A 16060-nucleotide genomic window follows, 5' to 3' on the forward strand; every position below is an offset into this window, starting at 1 on the left:
AGACTGCATATCGGTCACCGGGTGACCTCTTCCATCGCCTTCGCCTGCCGTCCCGACGGCAAGCGTCCCGCACTGAGTCTCCCATAAATGCCCAGGGAGTCCAGCGCAATCCGATCCCACGTATACCGGGACATCGCCCGGTTTCTGCCTGCCGCGCCCATGCCCTCACAGCGAAACCGTTCCGCGGCAAGCGTTCTCAAAGCAGTCGCCAGTTCTTTGGGGTTGCCGTCCGACAACAGATGGCCAGTCACATCGGTGACGACGACATCGTTGAGCACACCGACGGGCACGCCGACTACGGCGACTCCGCTCGCCATGGCCTGTAACGCCGCCGTCGCCCGAGGCGGCTGGCGCGGTGTGCAGGCGAGGACGTCGATGGATCGCAACAACATCGGCAATTCGCTACCGGGAACAGCGCCTAGGAACCGCACGCGGTCGGCCACTCCCAACTCGGTGGTGAGCCGTTTCAGCTTCGCGCGCGCCTCGTCGTTTCTCCGGTTGGTCGCCTCGGTTTCCGCGACGACGATCTCGGCAGCCGGAACCCGGGGCAAGGCCCGAATTGTGACGTCAAAGCCGTTGCTCGCCAATGGATTTGACGCCAAGCACAGAATGCGATAGACGTCGGTACGGTCGAACGCGGGGCCCACCGGAGTGTAGCGCTGGACGTCGATGCCCCCAGTGAGAACCGACACCCGCTCCCGTCCATGCCGCAATCGGGCCAGCGTCTCGAGTTCTGAAGTGCTCTCGACGGTTGCCCAGCCCGCGTTGCGCGCCAACAGCGGCTCCAGGCGCTCACGCGCCGCGTTTTCACCGCTGCTGGCCTCAGGTGTTGTCGACGACGCAGCGAAGCCCTGGAAAGTCTGCACAGTCAGCCGGCCGCTCCGTCGTGCGGCCAGCTGCGCCGCCAACCCGCCCAACCAGCCAAATGCGTGCACGATATCGGGCCGATCGCAGGACCACTGCTGTTCGAGTGTGGCCGCCCAATCCCCGACGAACGGCAAGACGTCGGCGGCGGAGGGCACCGCACCGGGACCAACGCGCACCGAGACGATGCGATAGCCCCGGTCGGGCCGCTTTTGCTCGGTACGCCGATCTCGTTGTCGCACGTAGACCGTGACGTCGTGACCCAGGACGGTCAGCGCGGTGCCGAGGCGCGCTGGATCGTCACCCACGAAGTCGTCGCCGATAACGATCGCGATCTTCACGACAAAGTCCTTCCGTAGCCGGTTCGAACTCGCGTCGAAGTACTCCGCAGGCTGCACCGCAGCGGCGCGGCGCCCGCGACAGGGGGCCTTACCCAGGTAGATGGCGGACCAAACCCGTAAGTCCCGACGTTTTCGCCCCGCCGCCGAACCGCTTCGCATCGCGGATACCGCGGCCGCCGGGGACTGCGGCGATAGTGCGAGGAGGAGGACACTGGACCGCATGACGACCGGCGAGCGCCGTCCTGGGGTCGCAGTGGTGGTGTTGTTGGCGTCGGCAGGTGGATTGGACGCGTTGTCGACGGTTTTACATGACCTGCCGGCGGATTTCGGCGCAGCCGTCATCGTGCAACAACACCTCGGTGGACAGTCCAGCGTGCTGCCGACGATCCTGCACAGGTCCACCACTCATCGGGTTAGCTGGGCGCGCGATGGACAAATGGTCGAACCGGGCCAGGTGATCGTGTGCCCGCCGGATATGCACATGGAACTGACACCGCAGCGTTGCTGCCGACTGCGCAGAATGCATTCGCTCACCGAGCGCCGCTTCGACGTTTTGCTGGCGTCGGTGGCCGCCTCGTACGGGCCGCGGGGACTGGCCGTGGTGTTGTCGGGCTCCGGCAGGGATGGAGCCGAAGGAGTCGCGGCGATGAAGCGGGCCGGCGCCTTCGCCATCGCACAGAGCCCGGATACCGCCGAATATCCCTCGATGCCCATCGCGGCGGCCAAGGCCGGCGCCGATCTGGTTTTGCCGATTCACGCCATCGGCGGTGTTCTGGCCAGCATCGTCGAGGGCGCCCCGCCCCCCTCGCCATCGGACGAAGCCGAGGGCGCACACTCACTGCCGAGTATCGACGACGCCACTGCCGCGCAAAGAGAGGCGACGGAAACCGAGGACGTGACCGGCCTGCCGCGCGGCGGACTGCCCCAGCTGCCTTCGAACCGCACCGCCAATACCCCGGCCGGTCGCGCCGAGGCCGCCCGCCGACGCGCGGCCGAACTCCAGCGTCGGCGTCAGGATCTGGCGGCAGGACTGGGCGCCACGGCACAATCGGTGGCTATCGCCCGACGCCGCGCCGAAGAGTCGCTGCGTCGCACCGTGCAAGCACAGCAGGCCGCCAAACACGCCGCAGCCGCCCGGGCAACCGGTGACTAAGGTCGTTGCTCGCGCAAAACCTCCATCAGAAGCAATGCCCCTCCGACGGCCCCATCCCCCGAGCGAAATGAGGTGCACGTCACCCGAACTCGCGCCGCCCGGCCACGCCGGTTGACCGCGTCCACCACGGTTTCACCGAAGCTGTCCTGGTCGACGAACGCGTTGCCGATCAATGGCCGGACGGTCTCCAACGGGAGCCCGATATCCAGCGAAGTCAGCCTTGCGCCGGTCGTCTCATCGGCCCGCAGCCCCCAGAGGTCCTCGCAGCCGCGGTTCCACACCACCACCTTCATCTCGCGGTCCACCACAACCATGCCCAGCTGCATCGAGTTGGTCAGAGAATCCAGGAAGTTCTTGGCGTCGTCGAGTTCCAGACTGCGTTCCCGCAGTGTGTCGTTGATCGTGTGCAGTTCGTCGTTGGTGGACTGCAGCTCCTCGTTCATGGTCTCGAGTTCTTCGTTGGTGGACTGCAATTCCTCATTGGTGGTCTCGAGTTCCTCCACCGTGGACTGCAGTTCCTCGTTGGTCGTCTCGAGTTCCTCGTTGGTGGACTGCAACTCCTCGTAGGCCGCCTCCAGCTGACGGTTGGTCTGCACCACCTTGTCCAGCAGGGCACGCGTCGCGGTGACGTCGAAGAACACGATCGACACCCCGAGCAGGCCGTTTTCGGCGTCGACCAGTGGATTGACGTGAATCTCGAACCACACCGTCTCGGCACCCGGCCGCTGCCATTTGACGTCCGGAATCCGCGCCGACCGCCGCTCGACTTTCGCCTGCTCGAGGTAGGCGCGCAACTCGACGGGGCGGTAGGAGACTTCGAGATCACGCAGCAGGCGGCCGATGTCGCGGGCCGACAAGCCGAAGACGCTCTCCGCCTGCTGGTTGATCATCGCCACGGTGTCCTCACCGGTGACTACGATCTGCGCCACCGGGCTGGCACGAAACGCCAACTCGCGCATCGTGGTCAGGCCCGGCAACACGCCGTGGCGCTCGTAGAACGCCGCCGCCGGGTCGTAGCGATCGACGCCGCCATGGGTTCCGGCCGCCTTCCGAAAGATCCGGTTCTTCAGGTTCAAGGGAGTGAACCGATCGCCGTGGCTCAGTAACATCTCGGCGTGTCCCAGGAACAACGTGCCTTGCGGACCAAGTGCGAAGTGTAAGCGGCCCAGCACATTTCGCTGAGTCTCGGCATTGAGATACATCAGGGTGTTTCGGCACACAAGCAAGTCGACGCGAGAGATCGGCGCATCCTTGACGAGGTCGTTACGGCCCAAAATGACTGCACGACGCAGATCTTTGTGAAATACGTAGCGGCCGTTGACCTGATCGAAGTAGCGCGCCAACATCTCCGGCGGAACCGACTCGACCGCTTTGGCATCGTAGGACGCGACGCGGGCCTCGGCGAGCGCCTCTTCGTCGATATCGGTCGCGTAGATCTTGACCCGCTGCCGGAATTCGTCGGCCCCAAGCGCGTCGGCCAAGAGCATGGCCAGCGTGTACGCCTCTTGTCCGGACGCACATCCCGCGCTCCATACCCGGATCGGGTCGGTGGGGCCACGCTCGGCAAGCAGCCGCGGAATGACCTCGTCTCTGACGAACTCCCAGGCTTCCGGGTCACGGAAGAACGCGGTGACGTTGATCAAGATGGTGTTGAACAGCGATGCGAATTCGTCCGAACTGGCTTGCAAGACATCGAGGTACTCATCGTAGGAGCTGTAGCCGGCATGCTCCATCCGATGGCGCACGCGACGCATCAACGACGTTCGCTTGTAGCCGGTGAAGTCGAATCCACGAGAATCCCGCAGATAGCGCAGCAAGGCTTCAAACGACTCATCGGTGGTGTCGTCCATGAAAGTCCCTCAAAGATCGGCTGCTTGAGGACTCGAACACTACTCGGGTGCTAGAGCTCGTTTTCGCGACCGACCAGTGCCCAGACCGTCTTACCCGACGAGGTGGGAGTGCTGCCCCATGCACGGCACAGCGCCGAGACGATGGATAGGCCCGAAAGGGTCCGGGTGCCGGCTTCGGTTTCGAGCCGGCCCGCCGGCTCCGGGCTGTCATCTTCCACTGCGACCGTGACGGTGTCCCGATAGCTCTCGACGATCAGCACCGGCGCGCTGTCCGTGTGGTCGAGGACATTCTCGACGAAGACCGTCCCCACCGTGCCCGCCACCGGAATCAGATGACTCTGCGCCCACCCGGTCAGCCACTCGGCGATCAATGCGCGGGCCAGACCGACACTCACCGCCCTGGCGGGAAGCTGTGTTCGCGCCCGACGGCGACCATCACACGACCGATCCAGTGCGGCGTCGACCGCGGCCTGCTGGTCGCCGTACACCGGCACGTACCGGGAAACACCGTTCGCAGTGATCGCCCGCCGTGACCGCAGGCTTCCACACACCAGCAGGATCGGCACGTCTGGCCAAGTGCTGACATGCCAGCGAGCGCTGGTGAACACCGACCACGCGGATACGGCGGGGACCGACAGCTGGTTGACATCGACGATCACTGCCCGCGGCTCGTCCAGGGCGGCTTTGATCACCGCGTCACGCAGGGTCCGGTAGGTGGTGCCGTCGAGCACTCCGCCGCTCGTCATGACCGCGACGTCCTGACGACGTTCGACGTCCACGTGGACCGATGATTCAGCCACCGACATCACCAGGCCCGTCTGTCCCGGAATTGGTAGCCATCAGGCGTTCACTGAGCACGCTCAGCGCGCGTTCGGTTTCCTCGGCCTGCGCGCTGTACCGGCTGAACACGGACCGTGCCCGACGCTGTCGGCCAGTTGCCGGGCCAGCATCGCTTTTTCCTGCAGACTGCGCACAACGCACCCTCGACTTCATCGTCGCGAGCGGCCAGCAACGCGTCCGGCGTCCAGGCGTGGCCTACTCGGCAGCGAAAGTGCTTCTCCCCGAGCGCAACTAGTGATCCATTGCAATCCGGGCAGGTGTATCCCGACGCCGGACCCAGATCTTGGGTATCGAAATTCGTCGAGAATCGGGGCGTCATCGCGATGCGATTCTCCAGCTCCATCCGATTATCAGGCTCCATATTCGGCTCCTTGAATTCACGGTGCGACAGCACTTCGAGTATTTCGCCGATGTCGGCCGCCGCAGCCTGTTGATCCAATACACCCGCGTCCTGCGCTTTTCCGGGCAGCGATGGGAAAAGCGCGTCATCGAGGGACTGACCGATGTTGATCCCGCCGCGCGAGCGGATCGCGTCCAGCCCGAGGACGCCATCGTCGAGCACCCCCGACAGGAGCACCCCGACCGCACGCGGCCCGAATGCCAACGCGACCGAGCGAAACAGCGCATTGATCGCCGGTCGATGGCCATTCTCGGTTGGCCCTTGCGACAGCACGACGCGACGATCGTCGACGAGCAGATGACGGTCTGGTTGTGCCACGTAAATGTGGCCCGGTACTAACGCCGCGCCATTCTCGGCATTAACGGCGGTCAGTGGCCCACTGCGGTCGACGATGCGCGCCAGGACGCTCGGCGCGCCGGCGGGAATGTGCAAAGCCATCAGGTACGCGTATGGCGAGTCGGTCGACAACCCGGCAGCCAGCCTCGACAGGGCTTCGACGCCACCGGCAGAGGCGCCGATCGCCACCGCACCGCAAAGGCCATTGCCGGCCGCTTGACTCACCATTTTCGACTACCCCACTTCAGGGCAGGTAACCGCGCGGGTGAGGGATAGGTGTTTGGCGGTCGCGGTTTCATCGCGGTCAAGCCGGGAATTCTGGCGAAGATATCCCATCGATGACAGGAGGGTGACCATCGTGCCGAACCCGTCGATCAAAAACGAGAAGATGTATCGCGAGCTGCGCAAGCAGGGCAGCTCCGAGGAGAAAGCGGCACGGATTTCCAACGCCGCCGCCGCGCGGGGCAAGTCTTCGGTCGGGCGCAAGGGTGGCAAGTCCGGCTCGTACACCGACTGGACTGTGCCCGAGCTCAAGAAGCGCGCCAAAGAACTTGGTATGTCCGGATATTCGGGACTGACGAAGGACAAATTGGTCGCCAAACTGCGCAACCACTGACCACTTTGGTTTCAGTCGGTGAGCCCGAGCCGGTCGGCGAGTACCAAGAAGGCCACCGCGTAATCGTTGTCGTCGGTCTGTGATTTGATGCTGCCCCAGTCGAGCCTTTCCCGGATCGCGCGCACGTGGGGAAGCAGCTGTGCGAAATCGCAGTGATGCTCGTTGAGGGCACGCAACTTCTGGATCAACACCATGGTGGGCGGCAACACCGGCATCCCGATTGCCAGCACATCACGCTGCTCGGCAAAATCCAGGGTAGCCGGCTGCACCGGCTCACCGTTCAAGCGGTGCAGCACGTCCACGAACGTCTCGCCGACGCACGCCTTGAACAGCCAACCCTCCGGCGGGTTTTCGATCGTGAACCCGGCGTCGCGCAGCGTGGCGGCCGCGGCGGCCACATCGCATTCGGCGACTACCAGATCAACGTCATGGCTGGGCTCAGGTGCGCCGTACGCCCATAGGGCGTAACTGCCCGCCAACGCGAAGCGCGGACCGTTCTCCTTGAGTGCAGATGCCGCACCACGCAACGCCTCGCGCAGTTGCGCCGATCCGCCGTTCGATTGGGCTGGTGCTTGCGTGGATGCCATGTGACTAGGTCATACCCGGCCGATCACGCGGGCAACCCAATTGTCATCTGTTTAAACAGTGGCGAATTGGGCAATCGCCAGGTATGTCTGTGCCGTCGCCTCGCAACTACGACCGTGCCGTCGTGGTGGTACCCGCTCACAACGAGAAGGCGCACCTTCCGGCGTGTCTGCGAGCGGTGGTGACGAGTGCGCTGTGCGTACCGATTCCGGTCTCGATCGTCGTGGTTCTGGACGCGAGCGACGACGACAGCGCGTTGCTGGCCGGCGAGTATGGGCCCGATGTGCACTTCATCAGCGTCGACGCCCACAACGTGGGTGCCGCGCGCGCGGCCGGTTTCTGCTATGGCCGCTCATTGTGTCGCGATGACGACGAGTGCTGGTATGCCACAACGGACGCGGACAGCCGAGTCGACCCGGGCTGGCTGATCCATCAGCTCGGTGTCGGTGCGGACATGGTTCTGGGCGTGGTCCGTATCACCGACTGGCGCCAGCATTCGCCCGCCACCGCGCAGCGCTATGCGCGGGCCTACGAGGCTGGCCGGGGCGGCGACCAGCACGATCACATTCACGGTGCAAACATGGGTTTCAGTGCCCGCGCTTACTGGCGGCTCGGCGGCTTTCGCGCACTGTCCAGCGGGGAGGACGTCGACCTGGCCGAGCGATTCAAGGCGGTCGGCTATCGCATTCACCGCGATACCGATTTGTCGGTCATCACCTCGGCACGAACCCAGGCCCGAGCCCCGCGCGGATTCGCCCACGAATTACGGCAATTGGGGAGAACGGCGGCGGGAGATCACGCGTGACGGCGGGATTGATCAAGCACTGGCTGGATTCCGGACGACTGGAACTGCCACTGCCCGCGTCGGGACGCACGCTGGAACGCTGGCAACGGCTGGCCCTGCTGGCCGAAGAAGACGTCGTTGCGGCCCGCATAGTCGAGGCCCATGTCGACGCCGTTGCGATCCTCGACGAATTAGGCGGCAAACCACCCGATCTCGGCCAGTTGTGGGGGGTGTGGGCGGCCGAGTCACCCGATGCGGTGGTGACGGCCACCAACGTCAAGGGCGCGTTCGTCCTCAACGGCACCAAGGTGTGGTGCTCGGGCGCTGGGTTCTGCACTCACGCCCTGGTGACCGCCCGGCTCGAGAACGGCGAGCGGGGCCTCTTCGCGGTCGCCGTCGTCGACCCCGCGGTCAAGGCGTTGCCTTCCACGTGGTGGAACGCCGGGATGGCCGGAAGTGACACCCGGCCGGTGCAGTTCACCAATGCCCAGGCCGTCGCGATCGGCGATCCCGGTGACTATCTGAGCCGGCCCGGATTCTGGCATGGCGCCATCGGCGTGGCGGCATGCTGGCTCGGCGGTGCGCGCCGGGTTGCCGAGCCGTTATATCGCTGCGCTGCAAGCGAATCTGCGGACGCATACTCGTTGGCACATCTTGGTGCCGTCGACGCCGCGCTGGCGGCCGGCGAGGCGATGCTGAGCACCGCGGCAGCCCAGGTCGACGCCGACCCGTTCGACCGCTCCGACAGCGCCGAGTTGCTGGCGCGCCGGGTTCGGGCGATCGTCGAACACGCCGCCGACGAGGCGATCACCCGCACCGGACGCGCGTTGGGACCCGGCCCGCTGTGCCAGGACGGCCGACATGCCCAGCGGGTGGCCGACTTGAGCATCTACATCCGGCAGAGCCACGCCGAGCGGGATCTGGCCGCGCTCGGGGAGCTTGCCGGCCAGCGGCGCTGAGGGTGACGTGAAAACACTATCGACTAGTAACTGCGTCAGGTTTGCGGCCAAGCCGCTGACCCACAGCGGTACACCCGCGCCGGTATGGCTGGCCGCACTCAACGACGAACCCTTGGCGCCACTGGATCTCACCGAGTGCGCGGGACTGATCGTCGTCGCACCCCACCCCGACGACGAGACACTCGGCCTGGGCGCCACAATCGCCCAATTGATCGCATCTGGCGTCGACGTCCAGGTCGTGTCGGTCAGTGACGGCGGCGCGGCGCACCCCGGGGCGACGCCACTGGACCAGAAGCGTATGGCGGCCACGCGGCAGCATGAATTGCGCAGAGCAACAAGCATTTTAGGAGCCCCTCCACCGGTGTCGCTCGGCTTGCCGGATGGCCGGCTGGCCGACCACGAGGACAAGCTCACCGATTTGCTCGTCGAGATCATCGACCGTGCCGACGTGCGACCCTGGTGCGCCGCCACCTGGCGAGGTGACGGACACCCCGATCACGAAGCGGTAGGACGCGCCGCCGCCGCGGCCTGCGCGCGCACCGACGCCGTGCTGCTGGAGTATCCGATCTGGATGTGGCACTGGGCCATTCCCCACGATCCCGCGGTGCCGTGGGATCGTGCGCGTTCATTGCCGATGCCCGACTGGGCGGTGGTCCGCAAACGCCGCGCCGCGCAATGCTTTCGCAGCCAATTCGAATCGAGCGCCGGCTCGCCGCCCGTGCTGCCGACCTACGTCTTGCCGCGACTGATGGCCGTGGGAGAGGTGACGTTCCGCTGAGCGCCCGCCTACCTGACGCCTATTTCGACCAGATGTATGCCGACGGCGACGATCCGTGGCAGTTATCGACGCGATGGTACGAACAGCGCAAGTACGCGATCACGCTGGCCATGCTGCCCAATCGACGCTATCGGCATGCCTTCGAGCCCGGCTGTTCGATCGGTGTGCTGACCGCGCGGCTGGCCCAGCGCTGTGATCACGTGACCGCGGTGGATGTGGCTGACGTGGCGGTGCGTAGCGCCGATGCGCGGCTGCGGCAAGACGGTTGCCGCAACCGAGTGACGCTGGCCCGGTCTTCTCTCGACGCTTCGTGGCCGTCCGGCCCCTTCGATCTAATCGTGCTCAGCGAAATCGCCTACTACCTCGAGGCGGAGACGCTCGCCGCGGTGTTGGCCCGGGAACGCGTTCGGCTGCCGGACGGCGCGAATGTTGTTGCCGCACACTGGCGCCACCCGGTGGCCGACTATCCGCTGGCCGGTGACGCGGCCCACGCCATCATCGCGCGAACACCGGGCCTGACATCGCTGGGGCGCTACCAGGACCGTGACGTCGTCATCGAGGTCTTCGATACCGGCGACGGCCGCTCCGTGGCTGCACGCGAAAAAGTCCCCGGCGCCCAGTAGCGGGAACGCGGAAGCCGAAAGTCTATGCGCGTAGCGACCTTCAACATCCTGCACGGCCGCACGGTGGGCGACGGAGTCGACCCGCAGCGGCTACTGGACTGCGTACGCCGCCTTGATCCCGACGTACTGGCGTTGCAGGAAGTCGACTGTGACCAAGAGCGGTCTTCGCGCGCCGACCTCACCGCGTTGGCAGCCGAAGCGATGGGAGCCGTGGAACACCGATTTGTGGCCGCGATCTCCGGCACTCCAGGCGCGACATGGATGGCCGCCACCGGCGATGAACAACCCGGGACCGCTGCGTACGGAATCGCCCTGCTGTCCCGATTTCCCGCAGCCAGTTGGCAAGTCGTGCGACTGCCGCGGATTCCGATGCGGTTTCCGATGTACCTGCCCGGCCCCAACCGGGTGATGGTCGTCGACGAAGAACCCAGAGCGGCGGTCATTGCCCGGCTGGACACACCGTTGGGTCCGCTGACCGTAGCCAACACGCATCTGTCGTTTGTGCCCGGCTGGAATCGGCGCCAATTACGCCGCCTGATCCACGATTTGCGCGGATTTCCCGGTCCGCGACTACTGACCGGTGACCTCAACATGACGCCACCGGCGGCGCATCGCTGGTCGGGCATGCGGGCGCTCGCGACGGCCGACACGTTTCCCGCACAGGACCCCGACCGCCAGCTCGACCACATCCTGACCGATGACCCCAACCTGTGCGGTGGCACGACGCAGACCGAGCCCATGCCGATCTCCGATCATCGGCCGCTGCTAGTCGACCTCGCTCGCGGGTGACTGGCCTCGCGGGTGACCGGCTTGGTGCCGGTTACATATCGCCAGCCGCTGCGCCCGGCCCGCCAATCGTCGTAAGGCGTCGCCGGACGCGCACGATGTCGTTCAGCGAAGGCATCTCGTGGAGGCTTCGCGTGATCTGCACGCCGATGTCAGCGTTGTCGACCGGACATCCGCGCCCCGCCAGCTCGATTGCGATCTCGGCGACTTCGTCGTCGGATACCCGACGCGGCAACAGCGCCAGCAGCGGCAGATAGCCAAATGCTCCCGCACGGCTGGGGTAGCCGACTCGCAAAAACGCGACAATGCGCGACACGCGGCCGACGGGGTCCATGACCTGCTACCTCACTGTCCCACCACGGGCGGGACGTCCGCGGTCCCTGCAGGAATAGCCCGCCGTTGGGGTTTGAAACCTTTGGACAGCAGAAGGGGCCGGCACGACAGCGGGCCGGCCCCATCCACACCCAGAAATTACTGGTGCGATTTCTGGCGCTCTTCAGCAGCTTTCGCACCACCACGCGCTGCGTCGGCTTCGGCTTCCTTCTTCGCGGCGTCGCGCTGAGCGTCGGCTTTATCCTGCTGCGCCTTACCCTCTTCGACGACGTCGTCACGGCCGATCAGCGATCCGCCGACCTCTTTGGCCTTACCCTTGACGCCCTCGACGGCTCCCTTGATGCCTTCTTCTGGACCACTGTTCTGATCGCCCATAGCTCGATCCTCCCTCTCGGTGTTGGTGAGCTTGCGCTCGCTTGATTGCGAATCGGATTGACCAGCTCACATCTGCACTTGCGCGAGCGGCGAGGCCACACAAGCCATCTGCCATCGATCAATTCGTTCGCTTGTTAAGGGCTTCCCTCGATGCGGCCGCCTAAACCGATACGCGCGATCCCACGCAATCCCGCCTGGTCAACGGTCCACGCTGCACCGCTCTCGGTTCAGACACGAGACCCGGTCGGCAAGCCATCGTCCTCGTCTGACCATTTTTGCGGACAGTCACAGGGTTGAACTGCGCATAACCAGAAGTATTTGCGGGTACCACGACGGTCACGTCTTTGTCGCCCACGGCATCTTCGACGACCGGTCAAGAGGCCGCAGCCGTCGGCTGCGGGCTTACTCACCACCTCGGCGTTCTGGCGGTGCCACCGCAGCCGCCGCGCTTACGGTGACGGCCGGAACTGGCGTGCGGCAGGTGAAGTCATGGTGACTAGCTGTTGCCTCTAGGAAGGAAGCGAATGTCCAAGATGCAAGTCGGTGACTACCTGCTCGAGCGGCTGCGCGCGTGGGATGTCGAGCATGTCTTCGGATATCCGGGTGACGGGATTAACGGGATCCTCGCGGCCTGGGGGCGCGCGGAAAACCAGCCCAAATTCATTCAGGCGCGACATGAGGAGATGAGCGCCTTCGAAGCGGTCGGCTACGCGAAGTTCACCGGACGGGTCGGAGTGTGTATCGGGACATCGGGGCCCGGCGCGATCCATCTTCTCAATGGCCTCTATGACGCGAAGCTCGACCACGTACCGGTAGTGGCCATCGTCGGCCAGACCAACCGCAGCGCCATGGGCGGCTCCTACCAGCAAGAGGTCGACCTACTCAACCTGTTCAAAGATGTCGCAAGCGACTACGTCCAAATGGTCACTGTGCCAGAACAATTGCCCAACGTGCTCGATCGCGCCATCCGGATTGCTATGGCCGAACGCGCCCCCACCGCGTTGATCATCCCAGCCGACGTACAGGAGCTGCCGTACTCGGCACCCACCCACGCCTTCAAAATGGTGCCGTCGAGCTTGGGCATCGAGTGGCCGGCTACTTCCCCCGACGATGCCGCGATCGCACGTGCGGCCGCAATCCTCAACGAGGGCAAGAGAGTTGCCATGCTGGTTGGCACCGGCGCGCGAGGGGCGCGTGACGAGCTGACCGAAGTCGCCGACCTGCTGGGAGCCGGCGCGGCCAAGGCTTTGTTGGGCAAGGACGTGCTTTCTGACGAATTACCTTGGGTAACTGGGTCTATCGGTCTGCTGGGAACGCGGCCGAGCTACGAACTGATGCGCGACTGCGACACCCTGCTGACCGTGGGGTCCAGCTTCCCTTACAGCCAGTTCCTGCCGGAATTCGGGCAGTGCCGCGCCGTGCAGATCGACGTCGATGGCAAGTTGATCGGAATGCGTTACCCCTATGAGGTCAATGTGGTCGCCGACGCAAAGGCCGCCCTGCAGGCGCTGATCCCACGCTTGGTCCGTAAAGAGGATAGGTCGTGGCGGGAGAACATCGAAAAAAACGTGGCGCGATGGTGGGAAACCATGCACAAAGAGGCAATGGTCGACGCCGATCCGATCAACCCTTTGCGACTCTTCGCCGAACTCTCCCCGCAGCTGCCCGACGACGCCATCGTGACCGCGGACTCCGGATCGGCCGCCAACTGGTACGCGCGAAATCTCAAGTTCCGCGGCAATATTCGTGGGTCGCTGTCGGGCACCCTTGCCACCATGGGCCCGGCCGTTCCGTACGCGATCGGCGCGAAATTCGCTCACCCGCAGCGACCTGTGATCGCGTTCGCCGGAGACGGTGCGATGCAGATGAACGGCATGGCCGAGCTGATCACGGTCAAGCGTTACTGGCAGGAGTGGGATGATCCCCGCCTGATCGTGGCAGTCCTGCACAATAACGATCTCAACCAGGTGACGTGGGAAATGCGGGCCATGGGTGGAGCGCCGAAATTCGTGGAATCCCAGGCGCTTCCCGATGTCGACTATGCCGCGTTCGCCGCCGGCTTGGGTCTGGGCGCGGTGGCCGTCAAAGATCCCGAGGAGCTCTCGGACGCTTGGCGTGACGCGTTGGCCGCGGACCGTCCCACTGTGCTCGACGTCTACACCGACCCGGACATGCCACCGATACCGCCGCATGCGACGTGGGAACAGTTCAAGGCGACCGCCGCCGCGGTGCTGGCCGGCGACGAGAACCGCCGGGGATTCGTCAAGGAGGGTCTGATAACCAAGGCTCAGGAATTCTTGCCGCACAAGAACAGTTAATCCGCCAGCCATGAATGGGGACATCGCCGAACCGTTCACCACCCAGTTGGTACTGAGCACCCAGCTGATGTCCGACCTCGACGACGCCCGCAGCAGGTTGCGGGCGGTGGCCCAGCGCAGTCGTTTCGCGGTGATCATCCACGCGGGCGGCGAGGTCGACGCGTTCAACGAGGAAACGTGGCGGCGACTCATCGGCGAGACCGCCACCTCGGCGCCCTCGCCCGGATCGTTCGTCGTTGACATCAACGGGTTGGGCTTCATGGGCTGCTGCGCATTTGGTGTGCTGGCTGACGAGGCGCGGCGATGCGACCAGCGCCGCGTCGCTTTGCGCCTTGTCAGCGGGGCACCACGGGTGAAGCGCTTCGTCGAAGCATGCGGTTTCCACGGGTTACTTCCGATCCATCCGACGGCCAGTGCCGCGTTAGCTTGCTGACGGCATACCGGCTTCCCGGGCGCTGCGCAGGTCATCGACGAACGCTCGATAGGCCTCGTCATGACGGTCGCTACGGTCCCGCAGAACAGCCGAAGGGTGCACGGTCGCCACGACAACGGGCTCGGACGCCACTCGCACGTCCACCGCCGCCGGCAACCGCAGGGGCTCTCCGCGCTGGGCGGTTACCCGAAACGATGCTCCCAGGAGGGCTTGCGCGGCCGTCGCGCCGAGGCACACGATCACCTGCGGCCGCAGCGCCTCGATCTCGGCGAGCAGCCAGGGCCGGCATGCGACAACCTCGGTGCGACTGGGCTTCTGGTGGATCCGGCGTGCGCCACCCTTGCGGGTGAACTTGAAATGCTTGACCGCATTCGTCTGGTACGTCGTCGCCGGATCGATGCCGGCGTCGCCGAGGGCCCGGGCGAGTAGTCTGCCCGCCGGGCCGACGAACGGCAGGCCCGCGCGGTCCTCCTGGTCCCCGGGCTGCTCACCGACCAGCATGATCGGCGCCTTGGCCTTACCGTGGCCGAAGACGGTCTGGGTGGCGTTTTCGAAAAGTGCACAACCCTGGCATGTTTCGGCTGCTGCCGCCAGCGAACGAAGCGAACGATTCTCGGGCAGGTACCGCTCAGCGCCCGTTGCGGTGGTCATGGTCTGCTCTCAGGCGGCGAACCGCGGCGCGATCTCGGATTCCCAAAAGACAAATCGCCCCTGAAGTTGCACCGCGCACGTTGCGGCCGCCTGTGCGACCACGGCGGGGTGGATCCGCATGATCGGGCAGGTGACCGCGGTAGTGATTGGCAGCGAGCACGCCTGGGACAGCGCGCCGATGACCGACCAGACAAAGGGGCTTTGTCCCTGCTTGTCGTTCCACGGGTGAAAGTGGTCGGAAATCCACAAACGTTCGAAGCCTGCGGATTCGGCACGCACGGCCTGGTGGACCAGCTCGTCGGGAGTCGATTCTTCGCACGACAGGAAGTAGCCCAGGGACGTCATGCCCCTGGGCGTACCCCTGCTCACGGACCCGAAACGGGTCAGCCCTTACCGATGATGGCGTCGCGAGCCCGATCCAGCATGGCCGCGAACGGGCCGGCCACCAGATTGGCCACTTGCGACTCGACCCCCGCATGCGGCCGAGTAGGCGCGATCGCTTCGGCAAGCTTGGCGGCGCGGCCCATGGTTTCGAGCTCGTGGTTGCTCAATTCCTGCCCCAGCCTGGCGAACTCGTCCTTCTCTTCGTGTTCGGCGTGTTCGAGTACGGCGTCGCGCAGCTCCGTCAGCAGCTGGGTGAATTCCTCGCTGTCGACGTCGAGCTTTTCCAGCCGCTGCAGGACGGTCTTGGCTTCGTGCTCTTCCTCCAGCCGCTGCCCCACCACCGCTTCGCCATTGGCGATCTTGCGCTTGGCGCGCGGATGAACGATTTCTTCCTCGACGGTTTCATGCACTGCGAGCAGGCGTCGCAGATCGATGAAATTCTGCTCACGTGTCTCACCCTTCGCCGCAAGCGTTTTGGCGAAGAGGGACTTGATCTGCTCGTGCTGACTGACAAGGAAGTCGACCACGTCGGTGGGCGACATGATGGCGCTCTGTGCCATAGAGATGTCCTCCCGAATTTGTCCGGTTGCCACGCGCGGGCTGTTTCGCGCGCTCCCAGTCGGCTACCCACCGACACAACCACCAAACCTG

17 protein-coding genes and 2 pseudogenes are annotated in these 16060 nt (G+C 65.0%); 9 read left to right on the top strand and 10 right to left on the bottom strand.

Annotation, left to right across the window (positions count from 1 at the left end; all coding sequences use genetic code 11):
• Positions 1-14 precede the first annotated feature (14 nt).
• Positions 15-1205: a glycosyltransferase gene (locus ACAG21_RS09680; protein ID WP_370495786.1), complete on the bottom strand. Its 1191-nt coding sequence runs from the start codon at positions 1203-1205 to the stop codon at positions 15-17.
• Between the two features lie 220 nt (positions 1206-1425).
• Here ACAG21_RS09680 and ACAG21_RS09685 point away from each other — a divergent pair, with 220 nt between their 5' ends.
• Positions 1426-2358, top strand: coding sequence for a chemotaxis protein CheB (locus tag ACAG21_RS09685; RefSeq protein WP_370495787.1), 933 nt, complete (start codon positions 1426-1428; stop codon positions 2356-2358).
• On the opposite strand, the gene ACAG21_RS09690 is transcribed toward ACAG21_RS09685, so the two are convergent.
• The 3 genes and pseudogenes from ACAG21_RS09690 to ACAG21_RS09700 form a co-directional block, all read right to left on the bottom strand.
• Positions 2355-4208: a CheR family methyltransferase gene (locus tag ACAG21_RS09690; RefSeq protein WP_370495788.1), complete on the bottom strand. Its 1854-nt coding sequence runs from the start codon at positions 4206-4208 to the stop codon at positions 2355-2357. The two genes, ACAG21_RS09685 and ACAG21_RS09690, sit on opposite strands and share 4 nt — an antisense overlap.
• Positions 4209-4258: 50 nt before the next feature.
• Complete coding sequence (locus ACAG21_RS09695; RefSeq protein WP_370495789.1) at positions 4259-5014, bottom strand: STAS domain-containing protein; 756 nt, start codon at positions 5012-5014, stop codon at positions 4259-4261.
• Positions 5001-6012: pseudogene (locus tag ACAG21_RS09700) on the bottom strand (chemotaxis protein CheB). Before ACAG21_RS09700 ends, ACAG21_RS09695 begins: the two are co-directional and overlap by 14 nt.
• Positions 6013-6142: 130 nt before the next feature.
• On the opposite strand from ACAG21_RS09700, the gene ACAG21_RS09705 reads away from it, so the two are divergent.
• Complete coding sequence (locus tag ACAG21_RS09705; RefSeq protein ID WP_370495912.1) at positions 6143-6400, top strand: Rho termination factor; 258 nt, start codon at positions 6143-6145, stop codon at positions 6398-6400.
• Between the two features lie 11 nt (positions 6401-6411).
• On the opposite strand, the gene ACAG21_RS09710 is transcribed toward ACAG21_RS09705, so the two are convergent.
• A complete protein-coding gene (locus ACAG21_RS09710) occupies positions 6412-6987 on the bottom strand; it encodes a hypothetical protein (RefSeq protein ID WP_370495790.1) in 576 nt (191 codons plus the stop codon).
• 89 nt (positions 6988-7076) lie between these two features.
• Between ACAG21_RS09710 and ACAG21_RS09715 the strand changes: the two genes are divergently transcribed.
• Genes ACAG21_RS09715 through ACAG21_RS09735 form a run of 5 tightly spaced genes read left to right on the top strand, consistent with a single transcriptional unit; the run spans position 7077 to position 10918 of the window.
• Positions 7077-7790, top strand: coding sequence for a glycosyltransferase family 2 protein (locus ACAG21_RS09715; RefSeq protein ID WP_370495791.1), 714 nt, complete (start codon positions 7077-7079; stop codon positions 7788-7790).
• Positions 7787-8728, top strand: coding sequence for an acyl-CoA dehydrogenase family protein (locus ACAG21_RS09720; protein WP_370495793.1), 942 nt, complete (start codon positions 7787-7789; stop codon positions 8726-8728). Before ACAG21_RS09715 ends, ACAG21_RS09720 begins: the two co-directional genes overlap by 4 nt.
• Positions 8729-8735: 7 nt before the next feature.
• Positions 8736-9506, top strand: a complete 771-nt coding sequence (locus ACAG21_RS09725; RefSeq protein WP_370495794.1) for a PIG-L deacetylase family protein — start codon at positions 8736-8738, stop codon at positions 9504-9506.
• Between the two features lie 32 nt (positions 9507-9538).
• Entirely contained in the window at positions 9539-10129 is a 591-nt protein-coding gene (locus tag ACAG21_RS09730; RefSeq protein WP_370495795.1) for an SAM-dependent methyltransferase, read from the top strand.
• 24 nt (positions 10130-10153) lie between these two features.
• Positions 10154-10918, top strand: a complete 765-nt coding sequence (locus ACAG21_RS09735; RefSeq protein WP_370495796.1) for an endonuclease/exonuclease/phosphatase family protein — start codon at positions 10154-10156, stop codon at positions 10916-10918.
• Positions 10919-10949: 31 nt separating this feature from the next.
• On the opposite strand, the gene ACAG21_RS09740 is transcribed toward ACAG21_RS09735, so the two are convergent.
• Both ACAG21_RS09740 and ACAG21_RS09745 read right to left on the bottom strand, forming a co-directional pair.
• Entirely contained in the window at positions 10950-11249 is a 300-nt protein-coding gene (locus ACAG21_RS09740) for a DUF3349 domain-containing protein (RefSeq protein ID WP_370495797.1), read from the bottom strand.
• A 137-nt stretch (positions 11250-11386) separates the two neighbouring features.
• A complete protein-coding gene (locus tag ACAG21_RS09745) occupies positions 11387-11623 on the bottom strand; it encodes a CsbD family protein (RefSeq protein ID WP_370495798.1) in 237 nt (78 codons plus the stop codon).
• A 524-nt stretch (positions 11624-12147) separates the two neighbouring features.
• Between ACAG21_RS09745 and ACAG21_RS09750 the strand changes: the two genes are divergently transcribed.
• Together ACAG21_RS09750 and ACAG21_RS09755 are read left to right on the top strand one after the other, a co-directional pair.
• Positions 12148-13941, top strand: coding sequence for a thiamine pyrophosphate-requiring protein (locus ACAG21_RS09750; protein ID WP_370495799.1), 1794 nt, complete (start codon positions 12148-12150; stop codon positions 13939-13941).
• Positions 13942-13951: 10 nt separating this feature from the next.
• Entirely contained in the window at positions 13952-14374 is a 423-nt protein-coding gene (locus ACAG21_RS09755) for an anti-sigma factor antagonist (protein ID WP_370495801.1), read from the top strand.
• Here the strand turns inward: ACAG21_RS09755 and ACAG21_RS09760 are convergent.
• The 3 genes and pseudogenes from ACAG21_RS09760 to ACAG21_RS09770 all read right to left on the bottom strand — a co-directional run bounded on the left by ACAG21_RS09760 (position 14363) and on the right by ACAG21_RS09770 (position 15969).
• Positions 14363-15025: a UdgX family uracil-DNA binding protein gene (locus ACAG21_RS09760; protein ID WP_370495802.1), complete on the bottom strand. Its 663-nt coding sequence runs from the start codon at positions 15023-15025 to the stop codon at positions 14363-14365. The two genes, ACAG21_RS09755 and ACAG21_RS09760, sit on opposite strands and share 12 nt — an antisense overlap.
• Positions 15026-15073: 48 nt before the next feature.
• Positions 15074-15370 (bottom strand): annotated as a pseudogene (locus ACAG21_RS09765) (LLM class flavin-dependent oxidoreductase); the annotation flags it as partial.
• Between the two features lie 38 nt (positions 15371-15408).
• On the bottom strand, positions 15409-15969 hold the full coding sequence (locus tag ACAG21_RS09770; protein WP_370495913.1) for a hemerythrin domain-containing protein: 561 nt from the start codon (positions 15967-15969) through the stop codon (positions 15409-15411).
• Positions 15970-16060 lie beyond the last annotated feature (91 nt).

This window comes from Mycobacterium sp. pR1184, from assembly GCF_041287235.1.
Taxonomy (GTDB): Bacteria; Actinomycetota; Actinomycetes; order Mycobacteriales; family Mycobacteriaceae; genus Mycobacterium.

Excerpts from the sequence above, each read along its gene's own strand:
- ACAG21_RS09710 (WP_370495790.1), bottom strand. The coding sequence starts at position 6,987 with ATGGCATCCACGCAAGCACCAGCCCAATCGAACGGCGGATCGGCGCAA.
- ACAG21_RS09695 (WP_370495789.1), bottom strand. The coding sequence starts at position 5,014 with ATGTCGGTGGCTGAATCATCGGTCCACGTGGACGTCGAACGTCGTCAG.
- ACAG21_RS09740 (WP_370495797.1), bottom strand. The coding sequence starts at position 11,249 with ATGGACCCCGTCGGCCGCGTGTCGCGCATTGTCGCGTTTTTGCGAGTC.
- ACAG21_RS09745 (WP_370495798.1), bottom strand. The coding sequence starts at position 11,623 with ATGGGCGATCAGAACAGTGGTCCAGAAGAAGGCATCAAGGGAGCCGTC.
- ACAG21_RS09770 (WP_370495913.1), bottom strand. The coding sequence starts at position 15,969 with ATGGCACAGAGCGCCATCATGTCGCCCACCGACGTGGTCGACTTCCTT.
- ACAG21_RS09750 (WP_370495799.1), top strand. The coding sequence starts at position 12,148 with ATGTCCAAGATGCAAGTCGGTGACTACCTGCTCGAGCGGCTGCGCGCG.
- ACAG21_RS09690 (WP_370495788.1), bottom strand. The coding sequence starts at position 4,208 with ATGGACGACACCACCGATGAGTCGTTTGAAGCCTTGCTGCGCTATCTG.
- ACAG21_RS09760 (WP_370495802.1), bottom strand. The coding sequence starts at position 15,025 with ATGACCACCGCAACGGGCGCTGAGCGGTACCTGCCCGAGAATCGTTCG.
- ACAG21_RS09685 (WP_370495787.1), top strand. The coding sequence starts at position 1,426 with ATGACGACCGGCGAGCGCCGTCCTGGGGTCGCAGTGGTGGTGTTGTTG.
- ACAG21_RS09755 (WP_370495801.1), top strand. The coding sequence starts at position 13,952 with ATGAATGGGGACATCGCCGAACCGTTCACCACCCAGTTGGTACTGAGC.
- ACAG21_RS09735 (WP_370495796.1), top strand. The coding sequence starts at position 10,154 with ATGCGCGTAGCGACCTTCAACATCCTGCACGGCCGCACGGTGGGCGAC.
- ACAG21_RS09730 (WP_370495795.1), top strand. The coding sequence starts at position 9,539 with ATGTATGCCGACGGCGACGATCCGTGGCAGTTATCGACGCGATGGTAC.